At 70.2% G+C, this 20,718-nt stretch carries 24 protein-coding genes and 3 tRNA genes; 23 read left to right on the plus strand and 4 right to left on the minus strand.

The window, feature by feature from the left end; genetic code table 11:
- The first annotated feature begins 36 nt into the window (after nt 1–36).
- The 5 genes from FHX81_RS23965 (at nt 37) to FHX81_RS23985 (ending at nt 1,438) form a co-directional block, all read left to right on the plus strand.
- Nucleotides 37–109, plus strand: a tRNA-Thr gene (locus tag FHX81_RS23965).
- Between the two features lie 45 nt (nt 110–154).
- Nucleotides 155–227: transfer RNA gene (locus tag FHX81_RS23970), tRNA-Met, on the plus strand.
- A gap of 85 nt (nt 228–312) precedes the next feature.
- On the plus strand, nt 313–477 hold the full coding sequence (gene rpmG, locus FHX81_RS23975; RefSeq protein WP_015105301.1) for a 50S ribosomal protein L33: 165 nt from the start codon (nt 313–315) through the stop codon (nt 475–477).
- A 92-nt stretch (nt 478–569) separates the two neighbouring features.
- On the plus strand, nt 570–1,019 hold the full coding sequence (locus FHX81_RS23980; RefSeq protein ID WP_141980275.1) for a MaoC family dehydratase N-terminal domain-containing protein: 450 nt from the start codon (nt 570–572) through the stop codon (nt 1,017–1,019).
- Nucleotides 1,016–1,438 carry a MaoC family dehydratase gene (locus FHX81_RS23985; RefSeq protein ID WP_170232152.1) on the plus strand — a complete coding sequence of 141 codons (423 nt, stop codon included), beginning with the start codon at nt 1,016–1,018 and terminating at the stop codon, nt 1,436–1,438. The genes FHX81_RS23980 and FHX81_RS23985 overlap by 4 nt, the downstream gene beginning before the upstream one ends.
- Here FHX81_RS23985 and FHX81_RS23990 read toward each other — a convergent pair.
- From FHX81_RS23990 to FHX81_RS24000, 3 genes are all read right to left on the minus strand, one after another.
- Nucleotides 1,435–1,824, minus strand: coding sequence for an MmpS family transport accessory protein (locus FHX81_RS23990; protein ID WP_170232153.1), 390 nt, complete (start codon nt 1,822–1,824; stop codon nt 1,435–1,437). The genes FHX81_RS23985 and FHX81_RS23990 overlap by 4 nt on opposite strands.
- A gap of 97 nt (nt 1,825–1,921) precedes the next feature.
- The gene (locus tag FHX81_RS23995; protein WP_141980277.1) at nt 1,922–2,494 is read right to left on the minus strand and encodes an MmpS family transport accessory protein; all 573 of its coding nucleotides are present in this window, start codon (nt 2,492–2,494) and stop codon (nt 1,922–1,924) included.
- A 123-nt stretch (nt 2,495–2,617) separates the two neighbouring features.
- Nucleotides 2,618–3,859, minus strand: a complete 1,242-nt coding sequence (locus tag FHX81_RS24000) for a pyridoxal phosphate-dependent aminotransferase (protein WP_141980278.1) — start codon at nt 3,857–3,859, stop codon at nt 2,618–2,620.
- A 190-nt stretch (nt 3,860–4,049) separates the two neighbouring features.
- Between FHX81_RS24000 and FHX81_RS24005 the strand changes: the two genes are divergently transcribed.
- From FHX81_RS24005 to rplA, 5 genes are all read left to right on the plus strand, one after another.
- Nucleotides 4,050–4,122 (plus strand) — tRNA-Trp (locus FHX81_RS24005).
- 31 nt (nt 4,123–4,153) lie between these two features.
- Nucleotides 4,154–4,558, plus strand: a complete 405-nt coding sequence (gene secE, locus FHX81_RS24010; protein WP_141980279.1) for a preprotein translocase subunit SecE — start codon at nt 4,154–4,156, stop codon at nt 4,556–4,558.
- A 64-nt stretch (nt 4,559–4,622) separates the two neighbouring features.
- Nucleotides 4,623–5,459: a transcription termination/antitermination protein NusG gene (nusG, locus tag FHX81_RS24015; RefSeq protein ID WP_141980280.1), complete on the plus strand. Its 837-nt coding sequence runs from the start codon at nt 4,623–4,625 to the stop codon at nt 5,457–5,459.
- A 101-nt stretch (nt 5,460–5,560) separates the two neighbouring features.
- The gene (gene rplK / locus FHX81_RS24020; RefSeq protein ID WP_053715259.1) at nt 5,561–5,995 is read left to right on the plus strand and encodes a 50S ribosomal protein L11; all 435 of its coding nucleotides are present in this window, start codon (nt 5,561–5,563) and stop codon (nt 5,993–5,995) included.
- Nucleotides 5,996–6,072: 77 nt separating this feature from the next.
- Nucleotides 6,073–6,789, plus strand: coding sequence for a 50S ribosomal protein L1 (gene rplA, locus FHX81_RS24025; RefSeq protein WP_141980281.1), 717 nt, complete (start codon nt 6,073–6,075; stop codon nt 6,787–6,789).
- A gap of 63 nt (nt 6,790–6,852) precedes the next feature.
- Here rplA and FHX81_RS24030 read toward each other — a convergent pair whose 3' ends face one another.
- Nucleotides 6,853–7,632, minus strand: a complete 780-nt coding sequence (locus FHX81_RS24030) for a hypothetical protein (RefSeq protein WP_141980282.1) — start codon at nt 7,630–7,632, stop codon at nt 6,853–6,855.
- A gap of 259 nt (nt 7,633–7,891) precedes the next feature.
- On the opposite strand from FHX81_RS24030, the gene rplJ reads away from it, so the two are divergent.
- From rplJ to FHX81_RS24095, 13 genes are all read left to right on the plus strand, one after another.
- Complete coding sequence (gene rplJ / locus FHX81_RS24035) at nt 7,892–8,449, plus strand: 50S ribosomal protein L10 (protein WP_073885941.1); 558 nt, start codon at nt 7,892–7,894, stop codon at nt 8,447–8,449.
- Between the two features lie 63 nt (nt 8,450–8,512).
- Nucleotides 8,513–8,899, plus strand: coding sequence for a 50S ribosomal protein L7/L12 (gene rplL / locus FHX81_RS24040; RefSeq protein ID WP_141980283.1), 387 nt, complete (start codon nt 8,513–8,515; stop codon nt 8,897–8,899).
- A 263-nt stretch (nt 8,900–9,162) separates the two neighbouring features.
- Nucleotides 9,163–10,251, plus strand: coding sequence for an ABC transporter ATP-binding protein (locus FHX81_RS24045; RefSeq protein WP_141980284.1), 1,089 nt, complete (start codon nt 9,163–9,165; stop codon nt 10,249–10,251).
- A 50-nt stretch (nt 10,252–10,301) separates the two neighbouring features.
- Nucleotides 10,302–11,033 (plus strand): MlaE family ABC transporter permease, encoded by a 732-nt coding sequence (locus FHX81_RS24050; RefSeq protein WP_246108295.1) that lies wholly within the window; start codon nt 10,302–10,304, stop codon nt 11,031–11,033.
- 10 nt (nt 11,034–11,043) lie between these two features.
- The gene (locus tag FHX81_RS24055) at nt 11,044–11,874 is read left to right on the plus strand and encodes an MlaE family ABC transporter permease (protein ID WP_141980286.1); all 831 of its coding nucleotides are present in this window, start codon (nt 11,044–11,046) and stop codon (nt 11,872–11,874) included.
- Nucleotides 11,871–13,199, plus strand: coding sequence for an MCE family protein (locus FHX81_RS24060; protein WP_141980287.1), 1,329 nt, complete (start codon nt 11,871–11,873; stop codon nt 13,197–13,199). The genes FHX81_RS24055 and FHX81_RS24060 overlap by 4 nt, the downstream gene beginning before the upstream one ends.
- Entirely contained in the window at nt 13,196–14,224 is a 1,029-nt protein-coding gene (locus tag FHX81_RS24065) for an MCE family protein (protein WP_141980288.1), read from the plus strand. The genes FHX81_RS24060 and FHX81_RS24065 overlap by 4 nt, the downstream gene beginning before the upstream one ends.
- Entirely contained in the window at nt 14,221–15,249 is a 1,029-nt protein-coding gene (locus FHX81_RS24070; RefSeq protein ID WP_141980289.1) for an MCE family protein, read from the plus strand. Before FHX81_RS24065 ends, FHX81_RS24070 begins: the two co-directional genes overlap by 4 nt.
- A gap of 1 nt (nt 15,250) precedes the next feature.
- A complete protein-coding gene (locus tag FHX81_RS24075) occupies nt 15,251–16,420 on the plus strand; it encodes an MCE family protein (protein WP_170232154.1) in 1,170 nt (389 codons plus the stop codon).
- Nucleotides 16,417–17,574, plus strand: coding sequence for an MCE family protein (locus FHX81_RS24080; RefSeq protein ID WP_141980290.1), 1,158 nt, complete (start codon nt 16,417–16,419; stop codon nt 17,572–17,574). The genes FHX81_RS24075 and FHX81_RS24080 overlap by 4 nt, the downstream gene beginning before the upstream one ends.
- Nucleotides 17,571–18,806: an MCE family protein gene (locus FHX81_RS24085; protein WP_141980291.1), complete on the plus strand. Its 1,236-nt coding sequence runs from the start codon at nt 17,571–17,573 to the stop codon at nt 18,804–18,806. Before FHX81_RS24080 ends, FHX81_RS24085 begins: the two co-directional genes overlap by 4 nt.
- 11 nt (nt 18,807–18,817) lie before the next feature.
- The gene (locus tag FHX81_RS24090) at nt 18,818–19,345 is read left to right on the plus strand and encodes a hypothetical protein (RefSeq protein ID WP_141980292.1); all 528 of its coding nucleotides are present in this window, start codon (nt 18,818–18,820) and stop codon (nt 19,343–19,345) included.
- 9 nt (nt 19,346–19,354) lie between these two features.
- Complete coding sequence (locus FHX81_RS24095) at nt 19,355–20,374, plus strand: hypothetical protein (RefSeq protein WP_141980293.1); 1,020 nt, start codon at nt 19,355–19,357, stop codon at nt 20,372–20,374.
- The last annotated feature ends 344 nt before the right edge of the window (nt 20,375–20,718 follow it).

Below are 20,718 nucleotides of genomic sequence, written 5' to 3' on the forward strand. Positions count from 1 at the left end.
GCCTGTTGTAGAGTTCTCTTGGCTCCGCAAGAGCAAGCCCCTTTAGCTCAGTCGGCAGAGCGTCTCCATGGTAAGGAGAAGGTCTACGGTTCGATTCCGTAAAGGGGCTCAACAACTGGCCGCGGTGCACGAGCATCGCGGCCGTGTTGTGTAAAGCGGTGTAGCTCAGTTGGTAGAGCAAGCGGCTCATAATCGCTGTGTCGCCGGTTCAAGTCCGGCCACCGCTACTCAGCAGGATCCCCGCCAGGCGGTAAGCCCGCACTGGTCGCCCGGTCGGGTCGGGGCACACGAGCTCTCAGGAAGGCAAGGACCGTGGCTGCAACCGACGTACGCCCGAAGATCACCCTCGCGTGCGAGGAGTGCAAGCACCGGAACTACATCACCAGGAAGAACCGGCGCAACGACCCGGACCGCCTGGAGATCAAGAAGTTCTGCCCGAACTGCAAGACCCACCGTGCTCACAAGGAAACCCGCTGAGCCGGTAGCCAGACCGCACGTGCGAGGCCCGTCCCGGGATCACCGGGGCGGGCCTCGTCGCATGTGCCCTGCCCCGCGTATAACCTCCTCGGGTGCCTCTCGACCAGTCGTTCGTCGGACGTTCCTACCCGCCGTCACCGCCCTACGAGGTGGGCCGCGAGAAGATCCGCGAGTTCGCCGACGCCGTCGGCGAGACCAGCCCGCTGCACCGCGACCCCGAGGCCGCCCGCGCGGCCGGGTACCGCGACGTCATCGCGCCGCCCACGTTCGCGATCATCGTGTCGCTGAAGGCGAACGACGTGCTGGTCGACGATCCCGAGCTGGGGCTCGACTACAGCCGCGTGGTGCACGGCGACCAGACGTTCGTCCACCACCGCCCCATCGTGGCGGGCGACCGGCTCACCACCGTGCTGCACGTGGACGGCATCACCGCGCGCATGGGCAACGACATGCTGTCGATCAGGGCCGAGCTGAGCACCGAGGACGGCGAGCCCGTCACCACCGGCCGCTGCACGCTCGTCGTGCGGGGGGAGGACGCGTGATCCGCATCTCGGAGGTCTCCGTCGGCGACGAGCTGCCGCCGCTGTCGCTGCGCGTCACGCGCGCCGACCTGGTCCGGTACGCGGGCGCGTCCGGCGACTTCAACCCGATCCACTGGAACGAGCGCTTCGCCCGCGAGGTCGGGCTGCCCGGCGTGATCGCGCACGGGATGCTCACCATGGGCATGGCCATCCGGATCGTCACCGAGTGGGCGGGCGACCCCGGCGCCGTCGTGCAGTACGGCGTGCGGTTCGGCCGGCCCGTCCCGGTGCCCGACGACGACAAGGGCGCGCTGGTGGAGGTCACCGCGAAGGTGACCAAGGTCTTGGACGACGGCACCGTCAAGGTCAACGTGACGGCCGCGTTCGAGGGCAAGTCGGTGCTCGGCGGCGCCTCGGCCCTGGTGCGCCTGCCCGACTAGAAGTCGCACAACGCGCTCGTGTGCGCACCGGTGGCCGTGGCCGACCGCCGCACGACCTCGGCCACCCGCACCTCGCACGCCACGTCGCCGCCGTCGGGGCCGATCGTCACGGTCAGCACGCCGTGCTCGGGCTCGCCGGTGGCGAACAGCTCCATCCGCCAGGGGAGGGCCGCCGTCTCCTCCTGGCGGGTCTGGGCGCCGTGGAAGGTCGAGTAGGTGACGGTGACCCGGGCCGCGGTGCCGGTGACGTGGTAGACGACCCGCACCGGCGGTTCGGGCGCGGTGGTCCACAGCACGAGCGCCAGAGCGCCCACGACGAGCGCCACCGAGGCCGTGATGACGAGCCACTTGCGTGCGGGGCGCTCGGGTGGGGCGGACTCCGTCATGGGCAGGGCTCCTCGGGTGCTGGTGGGGTGAACTGAATGGACCATCGGGGTAGTTCTACCGACGGTTACACCAGTCACCCGAAGGAGTTACCTACGGTTAGTCCGAGCAGCTCGCCAGCGCGTGCGGACCGGATGCGGTCGCGGTCCGGTGCTCCACGCCGTCGACGGTGATCCGGCACGTGACCGTGCCGCCGTCCGGGCCGGCCGTGACGTCCAGCGTGCCGCCGCGGAACCCGCCCATGACGGTGAACTCCTTGGTCCACGGCAGGCCCGCGACCTCGCGCTCGACGGTCGTGGACGTGGCGTGGCTGATGGTCGCGCCGGCCGCGTCGCCGGTCACCTCGTAGACCAGCACGGCCCCCTCGCCGGTCTGCGCGCGCAGGTCGTCCAGCGCGCTCTGGGCGTCGGAGGCGACCCGGCCGAACAGCACCACCCACGCGGCGCACACGGCCAGCCCGAGCGCCGACAGCGCGATCGCGGCGATGGCGACGCCCTCGTGCCCGCCCCGGCCGCGGCGGGCCCGGACCACGCCGAGCACCCCGAGGACCAGCCCTGCGACGACCAGCGGCCACGCCACCAGACCGGCCGCCGGGATGAGGCCGAACACCAGGCCCAGCCCCCCGAGCACGAGGCCCGCGGTGCCCGGTGCGCCGCGCCGCGCGTCCGACATGACTCCTCCACTCCGTTCGGGTGGTACACATCACAGTTACACCGGGTGATGTGAATGAGTCTCACTACGACGAAAGGCACCCCATCGAGGTGCCTTTCGCGGTCGGAACGTCGAATCTGTGTGCTAGCGGACCTCGGCGAGCAGCTCGGCCATGCGGGTCACGCCGGTCTTCAGGTCGTCGTCACCCAGCGCGTACGACAGCCGCAGGTAACCCGGCGTGCCGAACGCCTCACCGGGCACCACGGCCACCTCGGCGTGCTCCAGGACCAGCGCCGCGAGCTGCACCGTGTCGGTGATCGTCGTGCCGCGCAGCTCCTTGCCGATCAACGCCTTCACCGAGGGGTACACGTAGAACGCGCCCTTCGGGGTCGGGCACTCGACGCCCGGGATCGCCGACAGCAGGTCGACGATCGTGCGCCGGCGCCGGTCGAACGCCTCGCGCATCTCGTGCGCCGCGTCCAGCGGCCCGGACACGGCCTCCAGCGCGGCCCGCTGCGACACGTTCGCCACGTTCGAGGTCAGGTGCGACTGGAGGTTCGCGGCGGCCTTCACCACGTCGGTGGGGCCGATCAGCCAGCCGACCCGCCACCCGGTCATCGCGTAGGTCTTGGCCACGCCGTTGAGGACGATCGTGCGGTCCGCCATCGCGGGCACGGCCACCGGCAGCGACACCGACTCGGCGCCGTCGTACACCAGGTGCTCGTAGATCTCGTCGGTGATGACCCACAGGCCGTGCTCCAGCGCCCACTCGCCGATCGCGGTGATCTGCTCGCGGGTGTACACCGAGCCGGTCGGGTTGGACGGCGAGCACAGCAGCAGGACCTTGGACCTCGGGGTGCGGGCCGCTTCGAGCTGCTCCACCGTCACCAGGTAGTCGGTCGACTCGTCCGCCGTGACCTGCACCGGGACGCCGCCCGCGAGCGTGATCGCCTCGGGGTAGGTGGTCCAGTAGGGCGCCGGGAGCAGCACCTCGTCGCCCGGGTCGACCACCGTGGCGAACGCCTGGTACACGGCCTGCTTGCCGCCGTTGGTGATCAGCACCTGCGCGGCGGTGACCTCGTAGCCCGAGTCGCGCTTGGTCTTCGCGGCTACGGCTTCCCGCAGCTCCGGCAGCCCGGCGGCGGGCGTGTAGCGGTGGTTCTTCGGGTCCGCGCACGCGGCCTGAGCTGCGGCTACGATGGCCTCGGGGGTCGGGAAGTCCGGTTCGCCCGCGCCGAAGCCGATCACCGGTCGACCCGCGGCCTTGAGCGCCTTCGCCTTGGCGTCGACCGCGAGGGTGGCGGACTCGGCGATGCCGCCGATCCGCTGGGAGATCCGCGGGTGCTCGGAGGTACTGGTCCCGGTGGTCGTCTCAGGCGTGCCCATGCCGCCAATCGTGGCAGATCGCACAACCGGGTTGGCCCCCGGCACCCCCTCTGACCGGGCCAGTTGGAAGGAGGGGCACCTGGTGCCGTATGCTTCCGGTCTTGGAACGTCCAGTCGCTGCCTCACGGGCCACGTGAGGAGGGTGCGGGACGTCTCCGGCCAGGGGATCCGGTCGTCGTTCGGATCCCAAAGGGGTGTAGCTCAACTGGCAGAGCAGCGGTCTCCAAAACCGCAGGTTGCAGGTTCAAGTCCTGTCGCCCCTGCGTCGAAGCGCGATGGTGAGCGGAGGACGGCATGAGCGAGGGCCGCGAGCAGGACCAGCCGGAAGAGCGCGAGGGCGCGTCCCGGCCGGTTACCGCCGCAGCGCGGCGCGAGCGCCGTGGTTCCGCGCGTCCGGCGGGCCGCAAGGACTCCGCGGAGGCGAAGAAGGCGGCCGAGGCCGACTCCGACGCCGAGGAGGCCAAGAAGGGCCGTCCCACGCGCTCGCGGGCGGACTCGGAGAAGCGGGTCGGTTTCTTCGCCCGGATCGTCCGGTACGTCCGCGAGGTGGTCAGCGAGCTGCGGAAGGTCATCTGGCCGACGCGCAAGCAGATGATCACCTACACCGGAGTCGTGTTGGTCTTCGTGGCCTTCATGGTGGCGTTGGTGTTCGGCCTGGATTCGGCCTTCGCCTGGGGCATGTTCAGGGTGTTCGGCTGAGCCGATCACCTGCCGCCCCGGGTGGCGGCGGACATGTGATGCATGAGAGGAAGCGAGACCCACAGTGACCTCCGAGAACGGCGGCGTTGACGCCCAGGAGCTGAACGACCTGACCGACGAGCGGGACTTCGACGGTGGCGTCGAGGACGTCGAGCAGGCGGAGGCGTCGGAGGACACCGAGGAGTCCGCCACCGTCGAGGCCGAGTCCGGCGGCGACGTCGAATCGGACGACGACGACACCGAGACCGAGTCCGGTGGTGACGTCGAGGCCGCCGTCGTGGACATCGACGCCGAGCCCGCGGACCCCGCCGAGGAGATGCGCGAAGCACTGCGGCGCGCGCCCGGCGACTGGTACGTCGTGCACTCGTACGCCGGTTACGAGAACAAGGTCAAGACGAACCTCGAGACGCGCATCCAGACCCTCGACATGGAGGACTACATCTTCCAGGTCGAGGTGCCCACCGAGGAAGTCACCGAGATCAAGAACGGCCAGCGCAAGCAGGTGCAGCGCAAGGTGCTGCCCGGCTACATCCTGGTCCGCATGGAGCTCAACGACGCGTCGTGGAGCGCGGTGCGCAACACGCCGGGCGTGACGGGTTTCGTCGGCGCGACGTCCAAGCCGTCGCCGCTGACCATCGACGAGGTGCTGAAGTTCCTGCTGCCCCAGGTCGAGCAGAAGCCCGCCGCCGGCAAGAAGAGCACCGCCGCGCCCGCGAAGTCGACCGTCGAGGTGGACTTCGAGGTCGGCGAGTCGGTCACCGTGATGGACGGCCCGTTCGCCACGCTGCCCGCGACGATCAGCGAGGTCAACGCGGACGGCCAGAAGCTGAAGGTCCTGGTGTCGATCTTCGGTCGCGAGACCCCGGTCGAGCTGTCGTTCAGCCAGGTCTCCAAGATCTGACCAGGACAACAAGACTCCGGCTCCCCTCCTGACGGGCGGGAGCCGGCAGCCACGCTGCGGCTGGCAGGGCCGCGCGCGGACACCGCAATAAAGGAACCGAGATGCCTCCCAAGAAGAAGAAGCTCGCAGCGATCATCAAGCTGCAGATCAAGGCCGGGGCCGCGAACCCCGCGCCGCCCGTGGGTCCCGCGCTGGGTCAGCACGGCGTCAACATCATGGAGTTCTGCAAGCAGTACAACGCCGCGACCGAGTCGCAGCGCGGCACCGTGGTGCCGGTCGAGATCTCCGTGTACGAAGACCGCTCGTTCGACTTCAAGCTCAAGACCCCGCCGGCCGCGAAGCTGCTGCTCAAGGCCGCCGGTGTGGAGAAGGGCTCGGGCGAGCCGCACCGCCTGAAGGTCGCCAAGGTGACCATGGACCAGGTGCGCGAGATCGCGCAGTCCAAGATGGTCGACCTCAACGCCAACGACGTGGACCAGGCGGCGAAGATCATCGCCGGCACCGCCCGCTCCATGGGCATCACCGTCGAAGGCTGACCTTTTTCTCTTTCGTAGTCGTGGGAGAGCCGAGCGCTGGCTCGTCACCACAACTGATCCACTTTAAGGACAGAAGCATGAAGCGCAGCAAGGCGTACAAGAACGCTGCTGAGCTGGTTGACCGTGAGCGGCTCTACTCGCCGCTGGAGGCAGCCAAGCTCGCCAAGGAGACTTCCAAGGTGAAGCTGGACGCGACCGTCGAGGTCGCCATCCGGCTCGGCGTCGACCCCCGCAAGGCCGACCAGATGGTCCGCGGCACCGTGAACCTGCCGCACGGTACGGGCAAGACCGCCCGCGTGATCGTCTTCGCGACCGGTGACAAGGCCGCCGAGGCCGAGGCCGCCGGCGCCGACGCGGTCGGCTCCGAGGACCTGATCGAGCGCATCCAGGGCGGCTGGCTCGAGTTCGACGCCGCGATCGCCACGCCCGACCAGATGGCGAAGGTCGGTCGCATCGCCCGCATCCTCGGCCCGCGTGGCCTGATGCCGAACCCGAAGACCGGCACCGTGACGCCCGACGTCACCAAGGCCGTCGCGGACATCAAGGGCGGTAAGATCAACTTCCGCGTCGACAAGCAGGCCAACCTGCACCTGGTGATCGGCAAGGTGTCGTTCGACCCGGACAAGCTGGTCGAGAACTACGCCGCCGCGCTGGACGAGATCCTGCGCGCCAAGCCGTCCGCGGCCAAGGGCCGGTACCTGAAGAAGATCACGGTCTCGACCACGATGGGCCCGGGCATCCCGGTCGACCCGAACCGCACCCGCAACCTGCTCTCCGACGAGGCCACCGCCTGACGACGGCCCGTCCGAAGCACCACGAAGCGCCCCTCGGCCTCCCGCCGAGGGGCGCTTCGCCGTTCACGGGCAGTCCGGCTCGGCCTCGTAGCCGGTGATCGCCCACGCGCCGCTGGTCTGCTTGGTCAGCACGAACTTGCCCAGCTTCGGGCCGCTGCGCACGCCCAGGGCGCAGGAGCTCACCTCGACCGAGCCGGACGCGGGCGGGCTGACCATCGTCGTGGGGAAGACGAGCTGCCGGTAGGTGCTCACGTCGGTGATCCGGCCCTTCAGCTTCGCCACCGCGGCCGGGCAGTCGGACGCGTCGAACGCCTCCGCGAACGCCTTCTTCGGTCCGTCGTCCTTGAAGTACAGGCACGCCCGGTCGCCGTCACCGGTGCCGACGTGCTTGTAGAACTGGCCGATCGTGCCCGTGAGGCCGTACGGGGTGGCCGGCGCGATGACGTTGTTCTCCACGCCGCCGCTGTCGACCGCCACGCCGCCGGGGTCGTCGCCGCCGAAGTACTGCTCGTAGAAGTACGACAGCACCAGCAGCACGACGACCAGGTACACCAAGCGCCGGAAGAGCTTGCTGCGCAGGAGGATCTTCCACAGCGGCTCGCGGCGTGGGGTGGCCGCAGGGGGGTAGCCGGGTGGGGGGTAACCCGGTGGGGTGCCGGGCGGTGGGGTGGAGCCCGGCGGGAGGCTCGGCGGGGTCGAGCCCGGGGGCAGGCTCGGTGGGGTGGTGCCCTGGGCCTGCTGGAAGCGCTGGAACTCCTGGAACCGTTGGAACTCCTGGAACTGCCGGAGCTGTTCCGGGTCGATGTCCGGTGGCGGGGTGTTCCGTGGCGGCTCTTCGGTCACGCGTCACATCATGCCGATTTGGAGCGGTGGGGACACGTCCCGTACGCTGGGCGACGGTTCACCAAAGACCGCTGGTCATCCCTGTCCACGTGACGGGGAACGAAGGTCCCGCGAAGCGGGCGGCCCGCGCAGGAGAACGAGGAAGACTTGAGCGCGTTCACGCGCTCGTGACGCCCCGTGCTGCTGCGCAGGGGCGTTTTCGCTTTGCGCGGCCCTCTCGGCTCGACCGGTGCGTCACTAGCCCAGAGAGGAGGCGATCATGGCGAAGCCCAGCAAGGTTTCGGCCGTCGCCGAGCTCACGGACAAGTTCCGTGGAAGCTCGGCCGCTGTCGTGACCGAGTACCGCGGCCTCTCCATGGCGCAGCTCACCACGCTGCGTCGCGCTCTCGGCGCGGGCACCACGTACACCGTTGCGAAGAACACGCTGGTCAAGCGTGCCGCTGAGGACGCGGGCGTCGAGGGCCTCGAGGCCCTGCTCGTCGGTCCGACCGCCATCGCGTTCGTCGAGGGCGAGCCGGTCGACGCGGCCAAGGCGCTGCGTGACTTCGCGAAGGACAACAAGGCCCTGGTCATCAAGGGCGGCTACATGGACGGCCGCCCCCTCTCGGTCGAAGAGGTCACCGCGATCGCGGACCTCGAGACCCGTGAGGTGCTGCTCGCCAAGCTGGCGGGCGCGATGAAGGGCAACCTGGCCAAGGCCGCGGGTCTGTTCCAGGCCCCCGCCTCCCAGGTCGCTCGCCTGGCTGCTGCCCTCCAGGAGAAGAAGGCCGCGGAGGCGCCTGCCGCCGCCGAGGCCGACGCTCCGGCCGAAAGCTGATCACACCCGGAAACTCCGCGTCCCGGCCGCAGTTCGGGCGTTGAAAGAGAAAGGACCGCCATCATGGCGAAGCTCAGCACCGACGAGCTGCTCGACGCGTTCAAGGAGATGACCCTCCTGGAGCTCTCGAAGTTCGTGAAGGACTTCGAGGAGACCTTCGAGGTCACCGCCGCCGCTCCGGTCGCCGTCGCCGCCGCGGGCCCGGCCGCCGCTGCCGCCCCCGCCGAGGAGGAGAAGGACGAGTTCACCGTCGTCCTCGAGGGCGCCGGCGACAAGAAGATCCAGGTCATCAAGGTCGTCCGCGAGGTCGTCTCGGGCCTGGGCCTGAAGGAGGCCAAGGAGCTGGTCGAGTCCGCTCCGAAGCCGCTGCTGGAGAACGTGGCGAAGGACGTCGCCGACGCCGCCAAGGAGAAGCTCGAGGCCGCCGGCGCCAAGATCTCGCTCAAGTGATCTAGCGCGACACGCTGCCGCGAAGGCGGGCGCCCGAACCGGGTGCCCGCCTTCGTGCTGTCCAGGGCCGGTGATCTTGACCACGTCGGGCCGGGTGCCCCACCATCGGGCGGAGGGCGCGGGATGAACTTGCTCACACCGTTACCCATCCGAAACCGCCCTAACCCAACTGGTGAGTAACCACGACGCGGCGGCCTCGTTGCACGGGTATGACGCCGGCCTGTCCGGCGTCGGGCGAAGCCGACCGCTGACCTGGAGGTGCGATGGGCGTCGAGGTGGTCGTCGAGGGCCTGACCAAGTCCTTCGGCAAGCAGACCATCTGGCGGGACGTCACGCTCACCCTCCCGCCGGGTGAGGTCAGCGTGATGCTCGGACCGTCGGGCACGGGCAAGTCCGTCTTCCTGAAGTCCCTGGTCGGCCTGCTGAAACCGGAGCAGGGCCGGATCGTCATCAACGGCGTGGACCTGGTCCGCTGCTCCGAGCACAAGCTCTACGAGATCCGGAAGCTGTTCGGCGTCCTGTTCCAGGACGGCGCGCTGTTCGGCTCGATGAACCTCTTCGACAACGTCGCCTTCCCGCTGCGCGAGCACACCCGCAAGACCGAGGCCGAGGTCCGGCGGATCGTGCTGGAGAAGATGGAGATGGTCGGCCTCGTCGGCGCGGAGAAGAAGCTCCCCGGCGAGATCTCCGGGGGCATGCGCAAGCGGGCCGGCCTGGCCCGCGCCCTCGTGCTGGACCCCGAGATCATCCTGTGCGACGAGCCGGACTCCGGCCTCGACCCGGTTCGCACGGCCTACCTCAGCCAGTTGCTGATCGACCTGAACTCGCAGATCGACGCGACCATCCTGATCGTCACGCACAACATCACGGTGGCCCGCACGGTCCCGGACAACCTCGGCATGCTCTTCCGCCGCGAACTGGTCATGTTCGGCCCCCGCGAGGTGCTGCTGACCAGCGACGAACCGGTGGTCGAGCAGTTCCTCAACGGCCGTCGCATCGGCCCGATCGGCATGTCGGAGGAGAAGGACCAGGCCACGATGGCCGCCGAGCTGGCGCACCGCGACGCGGGTCACTCGGACGGTTCGCCGGACGAGGACGTGCGCGGCATCGTGCCGCAGTTGGAGCCGACGCCCGGCCTGCCACCGCGCGGCGCGGTGCGGCGGCGCAAGGACCGCGTGATGAACATCCTGCACACGCTGCCGCCCGAGGCGCAGCAGGGCATCATCGCCAGCCTCACGCCCGAGGAGCGCCACCACTACCGGGTGATGGCGGAGGCGGGCGACCGCACGGGTCCGATCACCGCCGCCCCGGTCACGCCCAGCCCGTGGCCGCGGCAGGGGGGCGTGCTGTGAGCTCATCGGCGACGTTCCCCGGCGTGGGGGCGCTGCGCGAGACGGGGCGCATGTTCGCGCTCGCCGTCGACGTCGTGCGCAACACGTTCCGCCGCCCGTTCCAGCTGCGGGAGTTCATCCAGCAGTGCTGGTTCGTGGTGAGCGTGACGGTGCTGCCGACGGCGCTGGTGTCGATCCCGTTCGGCGCGGTCATCGCGTTGCAGATCGGCTCGCTGACCCGGCAGATCGGCGCGCAGTCGTTCACCGGCGCGGCGAGCGTGCTGGCGATCATCCAGCAGGCCAGCCCGATCGTGACGGCGCTGCTCATCGCGGGCGCGGGCGGCTCGGCGATCTGCGCGGACCTCGGTTCGCGCAAGATCCGCGAGGAGATCGACGCCATGGAGGTGCTGGGCGTCTCGCCGATCCAGCGCCTGGTCGTGCCGCGCGTGCTGGCCGCGATGCTGGTGTCCGTGCTGCTCAACGGCATGGTCAGCGTGGTCGGCGTAATGGGCGGCTACTTCTTCAACGTGATCCTGCAGGACGGCACGCCCGGTGCGTACCTGGCCAGCTTCAGCGCCCTGGCGCAGCTGCCCGACCTGTGGATCTCCGAGATCAAGGCGCTCATCTTCGGGTTCATCGCGGGCATCGTGGCCGCCTACCGCGGGCTGAACCCGGCGGGCGGGCCGAAGGGCGTCGGCGACGCGGTCAACCAGGCCGTGGTCATCACGTTCCTGCTGCTGTTCTTCGTGAACTTCGTGCTCACCACGATCTACCTCCAGGTCGTCCCGGCGAAGGGGAGCTGAGGTGGCCGCGATGAACGACCGGTTCCGCAAGGCCGCGAACGCGCCGTTGAACGTGCTCGACACGTTCGGCGACCAGTTGTGGTTCTACGTCCGGGCGATCTGCTGGATCCCGCGCACGCTGACCCGCTACCTGCGGGAGACGCTGCGGCTGCTGGCCGAGGTGAGCTTCGGCTCGGGCGCGCTGGCCGTCATCGGCGGCACGATCGGCGTGATGGTCGGCCTGTCGGTGTTCACCGGCACGGTCGTCGGCCTGCAGGGCTTCACCGCGCTCAACCAGATCGGCACCTCGGCGTTCGCGGGCTTCGTGTCCGCGTACTTCAACACCCGCGAGATCGCGCCGCTGGTCGCGGGCCTGGCGCTGAGCGCGACCGTCGGCTCGGGCTTCACCGCGCAGCTCGGCGCGATGCGGATCTCCGAGGAGATCGACGCGCTGGAGGTCATGGGCATCCCCAGCCTGCCGTTCCTGGTGACCACGCGGATCATCGCCGGGTTCATCGCGATCATCCCGCTGTACGTGATCGGCCTGCTGACCTCGTACCTGGCGGCCCGGCTGATCACGGTCGAGTTCTACGGGCAGTCGGCGGGCACCTACGACCACTACTTCAACCTGTTCCTACCCCCGGTCGACGTGCTCTGGTCGTTCGGCAAGGTGCTCGTGTTCGCCGTGGTGATCATCCTGACCCACTGCTACTACGGCTACCGGGCCAGCGGCGGCCCGGCGGGCGTGGGCGTCGCGGTCGGCCGCGCGGTGCGCACCGCGATCGTGACGACGAGCCTGCTGGACTTCTTCCTCAGCATGGCCATCTGGGGCACCACGACGACGGTGAGGATCGCCGGATGATCAAGCGGCGGCTCCTGGGTGTCGTGTTCATCGCGGTCATCGCCCTGTTCCTCTCGGTCACGGTGGCGCTGTACAACGACGTGTTCACGCAGGTCGTGAAGGTGACGCTGAAGACCGACCGGGTCGGCAACCAGCTGCTGATCGACTCCGACGTGAAGGTCCGGGGCATGATCGTCGGTCAGGTGAAGGGCATCCGGACCACGGGCGACGGCGCCGAGCTGGAGCTGGCGCTGGACCCGGACCAGGTCAGGCACATCCCGGCCAACGTCTCCGCGCGCCTGCTGCCGAAGACCCTGTTCGGCGAGCGGTACGTGAACCTCGTGGTGCCCGCCGAGCGCCAGGACCCGCTCGCCGAGGGCGACGTCATCGAGCAGGACCGCTCCAGCAGCGCCATCGAGCTGGAACGCGTGCTCGACGACCTGATGCCGGTGCTGCGGGCCGTGCAGCCGGAGAAGCTGGCCACCACGCTGACCGCGATGTCGCAGGCGCTGGAGAACCGGGGCAAGCCCCTGGGCGAGACGCTGGTGCAGCTCGACGCCTACCTCGGCGAGTTCAACCCGCAGCTGCCCAAGCTCAAGGACGGCATCAGCCGCCTCGCCGACGTCTCGAACGTCTACGCCGACGCCGCCCCCGACCTGGTGCAGGCGCTGTCGGACGCCACCGTCACCAGCCGCACGCTGGTCGAGCAGCGCGACAACCTGCTGGCCATGTACGGCACGCTGACCACCACGTCGCTGGACCTGAACAGCTTCCTCGCGGTGAACAAGAACAACCTGATCCAGCTCGCGGACGTCAGCAGGCCGACGTTGGAGCTGCTGGCCAAGTACGCGCCCGAGTACCCGTGCCTGCTCAAGGGCCTGTCGGAGTTCAAGCCGATCATGGACCAGGTGTTCGGCAAGGGCACCGACGAGCCGGGCCTGCACATCACGCTGGAGATCACGGCCAGCCGCGGCAAGTACGAGCCCGGCAAGGACGACCCGGAGTACGCCGACAAGCGCGGCCCGCGCTGCTACGACATCGTGCCGCGGCCGGACCCGTTCCCGCAGTACCCGCCGGAGGGCCCGGTCAAGGACGGCTCCACGTCGCCGCCGCCCGCGCGGTCGGCCACCGACGGCCTGCTGCCGCCGAACACGGGGACGATCCGCGACGACGGCACTGTCGTGTCGTCCTACAGCGGCGTGCCGTCGCTGGCGAACTCGCCGGAGGAGCAGGACTTCCTGGCCGCGCTGCTGGCACCGCAGTTCGGCTTGAAGGAGCGGGAGATGCCGAGCTTCACCGCGCTGCTGCTCGGACCCCTGTACCGGGGAGCGGAGGTGACGGCATGAGGTCCCTGGCCGCGCCGCTGATCAAGCTCGGCGTCTTCGCCGCCATCACGATCGTGGCGACCACGCTGCTCGCGGTGACCATCTCGAACGTCAACTTCAACGGCGCCACCGGCTACACGGCCCGGTTCACCGACGTGACGGCGCTCAACGAGGGCGACGACATCCGCATCGCGGGCGTCCGGGTCGGCCAGGTCGACGAGATCCGGGTGGTCGACCGGCGGCTGGCCGAGGTGGGGTTCTCGCTGGAGGGCGACCGCACGCTGCCCGCGTCGGTGACCGCGACGATCAAGTACCGCAACCTGGTCGGCCAGCGGTACATCTCGCTGGAGCACGGCGTGGGCGACGCGTCCGCGCTGCGGCCCGGTGACGTCATCCCGTTGGAGCGCACCAAGCCCGCGCTCGACCTCACCGTGCTGTTCAACGGCTTCAAGCCGCTGTTCCAGGCGCTGAACCCGGACGACGTGAACAAGCTGTCCAACGAGATCATCCAGGTCCTGCAGGGCGAGGGCGGCACGATCGACAGCCTGCTGCGCCACACGGCGTCGCTGACGTCGACGCTGGCGAGCCGCGACCAGGTGATCGGCGAGGTGATCACCAACCTCAACGCCGTGCTGGACACCGTCAACTCGCGCACCGACCAGGTGTCCACGCTGGTCACCACCTTGCAGGAGCTGACGACGGGCCTCGCGGGCGACCGCGAGCCGATCGGTGAGGCGATCAGCGCCATGGGCGAGCTGACCACGACGACCGCCGACCTGCTCGACCGGTCGCGGCAGCCGTTGAAGGACGACATCGCGAACCTCGGCCTGGTGTCGCAGACGCTGGCCGACCACGAGTCGGTCGTGGAGGGCGTCATCCGCAACCTGCCGGGCAAGATCGAGGCGATGTCGCGGACCGCGTCCTACGGGTCCTGGTTCAACTTCTTCCTGTGCGAGGGCACCGGGCAGGTGGCCGTGCCGCCGATCATCAACGACCCGATCCCGATCACGGCTCTGCCGGTCACGCAACCGAGGTGCCGCCGATGAAGGTGCAACGCAACCCGGTGACGGTCGGCGTGGTCGGCCTCACCGTGATCGCCCTGCTGCTGCTCGCCGCGTTCAACTCCGACGACCTGCCGATCATCGGCGGCGGCACCACGTACTCGGCCGAGTTCACCGAGGCCGCGGGCCTGGTCCCGTCCAACGAGGTGCGGGTGGCCGGGGTCAAGGTCGGCAAGGTGACCGACGTCGAGCTGGACGGCGACAAGGTGAAGGTGTCGTTCCGGGTCAAGGACGCCTGGGTGGGCGACCGCACCACCGCGGTGATCCGGATCAAGACGCTGCTGGGGCAGAAGTTCCTGGCCCTGGACCCGCAGGGCACCGAGCCGCTGGACCCGGGCCGACCGATCCCGCGCGAGCGCACGCTGTCGCCGTACGACGTGCAGGAGGCGTTCAACGGGCTGGCGGACACGGTCGGCCGGATCGACACCGATCAGCTCGCGGACAGCTTCCAGGTCCTCTCGGAGACCTTCGCGGGCTCGGCGGAGAGCGTGCGCGGCGCGTTGGACGGCCTGTCGGCGCTGTCGAAGACGATCTCGTCGCGGGACGAGCAGTTGGCGCAGCTGCTGGCCAACACCAACCAGATCACCAAGACCCTGGCCGACCGCAACGAGCAGTTCGAGAAGCTGCTCGCGGACGGCAACCTGCTGCTGGGCGAGCTGCGCAAGCGGCGGGACGCCATCAGCGCCCTGCTCAACGGCACCCGTGCGCTGTCCGAGGAGCTGTCCGGCCTGGTCGCCGACAACTCGGCGCAGCTGCGGCCCGCCTTGGAGCAGTTGGCGCGGGTCACCACGATGCTGCAGCGCAACCAGGACTCGCTGGACCGCAGCCTGTCGCTGATGGGCCCGTTCTTCCGCGTGTTCGCCAACACCCTCGGCAACGGCCGCTGGTTCGACGTCTACATCTGCGGCCTGCTGCCGCCGTCGGTGAACCTCGGCGTGGTCGGCTTCAACGAAGAGGGCTGCCTGCCCCCCGGCGTGCAGCGCTCCCCGACGCCCGGGGGAGGGAACTGACGTGGCGACGACGAGAGCGGGCCGCGGCCTGGCCCGCGCGGTGGCGATGGCGTGCGTGCTCGCGCTGGTGGCCGCGGCGGCGATGTGGTGGGTGTTCGCGGGCGCGAACAGCCACCGGGTGACCGCGGTGTTCGGGGCGGCCGTCGGCGTCTACCCCGGCTCGGACGTGCGGGTGCTCGGCGTCCGGGTGGGCACGATCGACGAGGTCGAGCCGCAGGGCGCGACGGTGAAGGTCGTCATGTCGCTCGACCGCACGGTGAAGGTGCCCGCGGACGCGCAGGCGGTCGTGGTCGCGCCCAGCGTGGTCAGCGACCGGTACGTGCAGCTCGCGCCCGTGTACACCGGCGGCGAGGTGCTGGCCGACAACGCGACCATCCCCCGCGAGCGCACCGCCACCCCCGTCGAGCTGGACGAGCTGTACGCGAGCCTGGACAAGCTCACCACCGCCCTCGGCCCGGACGGGGCCAACCAGGACGGCGCGCTGTCCGACCTGCTCGACTCGGCCGCGGCCACCCTCCAGGGCAACGGGCAGGCGCTCGGCGACACCGTCAAGCAGCTCGGTGACGCCACCCGCACGCTGTCCGGCTCCAAGGACGACCTGTTCGGCACCGTGGACAACCTGCAGGAGTTCACCGGCATGCTGGCCGCGAACGACAGCCAGGTGCGCGACCTGAACCGGCAGCTCGCCGAGGTCGCCGGGTTCCTCGCCGACGAGCGGGAGAACCTGGGCGCCGCGCTCACCGAGCTGGCCACCGCGCTGGGCCAGGTGCAGGGCTTCATCACCGACAACCGGGCCGCGCTCCAGTCCAACGTCGACAAGCTCGCGGGCATCACCCAGGTCCTGGTCGACCAGCGCGCGTCGCTGGCCGAGGCGCTCGACGTCGGACCGCTGGCCCTGGGCAACCTGCAGAACGCCTACAACGCCGCCTCCGGCACGCTCGACACCAGGGCCGACCTGAACGAGCTGAACCAGCCGCCGATCGTCCTGATCTGCAAGCTCATCCAGGGCGTCGAGCCGGGCCGGGTGCCCGGCGTGCTGGCGCAGACGTGCCGGCAGCTGGAGCCGGTGCTCAGCGGCGCGGTGCCGCTGAAGACGCCCGCCGAAGTGGTGTCCGACCTCTCCCAGGGCAAGCTGCCGCTGCCCCTGCCGCTCGCGGGGGTGCCCCAGTGAGGCGATTCGCGGTGCTCGTGGCGAGCACCCTGGTGCTGACGGGCTGCGGCTCGGGCGGTTTCGACGGCGTCTACAACATGCCGCTACCCGGCGGCGCGGACGTCGGCGACCGGCCGTACGCGGTGAAGGTGCAGTTCAAGGACGTGCTGGACCTGGTACCGCAGGCCGGCGTGAAGGTCAACGACGTGCCGGTCGGCCGGGTGGACCGGATCGCGCTGGGCGCGGACGGCTGGACCGCCGAGGTGACCGTGCTGGTCAACGGCGACGTGAAGCTGCCGGGCAACGCGGTCGCCCGGCTGCGCCAGTCCGCGCTGCTCGGCGAGAAGTACGTGGAGCTGGCCGGGCCCGCCGAGGGGCGGGAGGAGGGCGCGCTGGCCGACGGCGCGGTCATCCCGGTCGAGCGCACCAACCGCAACCCCGAGGTCGAAGAGGTCTTCGGCGCGCTGTCCATGCTGCTCAACGGAGGTGGCATCGCCCAGCTCCAGGACATCAGCCGGGAGCTGAGCGCGGCCCTGGAGGGCAACGAGCCCGAGATCCGGTCGCTGCTGGCCAACCTGAACGAGCTGGTCGGCGACCTGGACTCGCACAAGGGCGAGATCACCCGCGCGCTGGACGGCGTCAACCGGCTCGGCGGCACGCTGAACGCCCAGCGCGACCAGATCACCGGCGTGCTCGACGGGTTGGAGCCGGGCCTCAAGGTGCTCAGCGAGCAGCGCACCCAGCTCGTCACGCTGCTCCAGTCGCTGGACGCGCTGTCCGACGTCGCGGTGGACACGGTGAACAAGTCCAAGGACGACCTGGTGGCCGACCTGAAGGCGCTGACACCGACGTTGCAGAAGCTCGCCGAGGCGGGCGCGAACCTGCCCCACGGCTTCGAGCTGCTGCTGACCTACCCGTTCCCGGACTCGGCGGTGGACGCGATCAAGGGCGACTACACGAACCTGTACGCCGACATCGACCTGGACCTCGGCACCATCGTGGACAACCTGGGCCGGTCGCGGCAGTCGCCGCTGCCGACCCTGCCCGGCCTGCCCGGGGTCGACGGCACCGCGCCGTCGCTGCCGCTGCCCCTGCCGAACCTGCCGCTGCCCGGCGTGTCGGCCGGTTCCGGGCTGGGCGACCTGCTCGGCGGACTGCTGGGGGGCAAGCGGTGATCCCCGGTCGCATCAAGCTCCAGATCGGCGTGTTCGTGCTGATCGCGCTGGTCGGCGTGAGCTACGTCGGCGCGCGCTACGTCGGCCTCGGCCGGGTGTTCGGCGCGTCCGGGTACGTGGTGACGATGCAGCTCGCCGAGTCCGGTGGCGTGTTCACCAACGCCGAGGTCACCTACCGCGGCGTCGCCGTGGGGCGGGTCGGCCAGATGCGGCTGACCTCCGACGGGCTGGAGGTCGACCTCGACATCGACCCGAGCGCGCCGTCGATCCCGGCCGACCTGGAGGCCGTGGTCGCCAACCGGTCCGCGGTGGGCGAGCAGTACGTCGACCTGCGGCCCCGCGCCGAGGACGGGCCGTTCCTGGCGGACGGGTCCGTCATCCCGCGCTCGGCCACCAGGACCCCGCCGCCGGTGGACGGGCTGCTGACCAACCTCGACGCGTTCGCCAAGTCCGTGCCGACCGAGTCGCTGCGGACCGTGGTGGACGAGCTGGACCTGGCGTTCAACGGCACCGGGCCCGACCTGCAGGTCCTGCTGGACAACACGGAGGCGTTCACCCGGGCGGCGACGGAGCACCTGCCGCAGACCAAGGCGCTGCTCGACAGCGGGCTGGTCGTGCTGAACACGCAGGCCGCGCAGGGTGGCGCGATCCGGTCGTTCTCGGCGGACCTGCGGTCGCTGGCCGAGCAGCTGAAGAACTCCGACACCGACATCCGCCGGCTCATCGCCGTCTCGCCGCGGACCGCCGAACAGGTGTCGGCCCTGCTGCGGGAGACCGGGCCGAACCTGGGCGTCGTGCTGGCCAACCTGCTGACCACCGGGAACATCCTGGTCAGCCGGTTGGACGGGCTGGAGCAGATCGCGGTGACGTACCCGATCATCGTCGGCGGCGGGTTCACCGTGGCCAAGGGCGACGGCACGGGCGCGCACTTCGGGCTGGCCCTGAACGTGTTCGACCCGCCGCCGTGCACGGTCGGCTACGACGGCACCACGATCCGGCAGGGCACCGACACCACCCCGGCGGAGTTCAACACGCAGGCCTACTGCGCGTTGGCCCCGGGCAGCGCCACCGGCGTGCGGGGTGCCCAGAACGCGCCTTACGGTGGCATCCCGGTGACGACGCCGACGGGTGACGCGACGGCGCAGCCGGGCCGGGAACCGACCACCGGGCAGACCGCCGCCGAGGCGCCGCTGCTGACCAGCCTGGGCCAGTTGCTCGGTCTGCCGGGCTGAGGAGGGACTTGATGGACGTTCGACGGTCGGCCCAGAGGAGCTGGGTGCTGCCGGTCGCGGCCGTGCTCGCGGTGCTGGCCGCCGGGTACGCGGTGTGGGCCGGGGTGTCGTGGTGGGGTGCGACGTCCGACGACTCGGTGGTGTTCTCGCGGGAGCGGGACGAGGTGCTGCGGGTCGGCCAGGTCGGGATCGCGAACTTCACCACCCTCGACTACAAGAAGGTCGACGCCGACCTCGACCGGTGGCTGGAGTCGTCCACCGGTGAGCTGCGGGCCGAGATCGAGGGTGGTCGGGACAGCCGCAAGAAGCAGATCGAGGACGCGCGGACGGTGACCGTGAGCCGGGTGCTGGACGCCGCCGTCACCGAGCTCGACGACCGGGCCGGCAAGGCGCACCTGATCGCCGTCGTGGAGACCACGGTGACGCCGGAGGGCGGGCAGGCGGTGAAGAAGGTCAACCGGTACCAGACGGACCTGACCCGCACCGATGCCGGTTGGAAGCTCAGCGCGCTGGGGCCGGTCGCGGCCGGCGGCGCGTGAACCGAGGAGATGACGTCAGTGCCACCGTCCCGCCGCCGCCCGGTCCCGACCACGCCCAGCATCCGGCCACGCGTCGCCGGCCTGCGCAAACGCCCTGACACCGGTGCCACGCCGGTCGAGGACACCCGGGTCGCGGGTGCGCGCGACGACGTCGGCGGCACCGACGCCGCGGCCGGTGTCGCCGCTGAACCGACCGCCGCTGAACCGACCGCCGCTGAACCGACCGCCGCTGAACCGACCGCCGCCCGGCCCGGCGCCGAGACCCTGCCGAGCGACCGCGACATCACCGGGTCCACCGGCGTCACCGGCCTGATCGAGCCCCGCGAGGACGGCGGGGACGCCGAGGACTTCCCCGAGCCCGCGCCCCGACCCCGCCCGACCGGCCGCCGCAAGCGCACCGGCGAGGCCGTCGCGCCCAGCGTCCTGGCCGATGACGAGCCCGGGCGCGCGACGGACGACGCCGACGACTGGGCCGCCCGGCACACCGACGACCGCCCCGGGCCCGGCCTGGTCCTGCCCCTCTCCCTGGTCGTCCTCGCGGCGCTGCTGGTCGGCCTGGGCGTGTGGTTCCAGAGCCAGGCGGGACAGGTCCGCTACAACCAGGCGCTGGTGGACAGCGGCGGCACGACCGAGGTCGCCGGTCAGGCCCGCGAGGCGGTCGAGAAGGCGTTCTCCTACAACTACGCCGACGTCCCCGCCACCGAGGAAGCCGCCAACGAGCTGCTCATCGGCAAGGCCAAGTGCCAGTACAACGCGATCTTCGGCCCGGTCCGCACGCTCGCGCCCGAGCAGAAGCTCGTGGTCACGGTGAAGGCCGTGTCCAGCGGCGTCACCACGCTCGACGGCGACCGCGCCACCGTGCTGCTGTTCCTCGACCAGGTCACCACCCGCACGACCGACAACCAGAGCGGCGGCGGCATCGCGATGATGCGGGTCGGCGCGCAGAAGGTCGACGGCCGGTGGAAGGTCGACAACATGGAGATGTTCGGCCAGAGCGGCGACCAGGCGGCCGAAACCGCCAAGTGCTGACCCGGGGGCGGCCGGACGGTCGCCGCGGGCGTCCACTCAGGACTGCGAACCCGATTCCATGCCTCAGCACAACGTGATCTGCACCACATTTTCGATCGGTGACCGAACGGAATCGTCGGCATCTCCCTTCGGGGTCGCAACGCCCGCCAAAGGTTCACACGGGCTCACGTCCATGTATTTTCGCAGGTCACAGCGGTAACTCCGCGTTATCGCACCTTGCGCCAGTGGAGTGATCGCCGCGTGGCATCTTGACTGTGGGCGTTGGCCGGGTCACTCTGTCGGTGAGCACGAGAAAGGTCCTTCCAGGTGCCTCTCGACAGTTGCCGCGCGCGTGGCTAGACTGC

Origin of the sequence: Saccharothrix saharensis, from assembly GCF_006716745.1 — a bacterium.
In the GTDB taxonomy this organism is placed as follows: Bacteria; Actinomycetota; Actinomycetes; order Mycobacteriales; family Pseudonocardiaceae; genus Actinosynnema; species Actinosynnema saharense.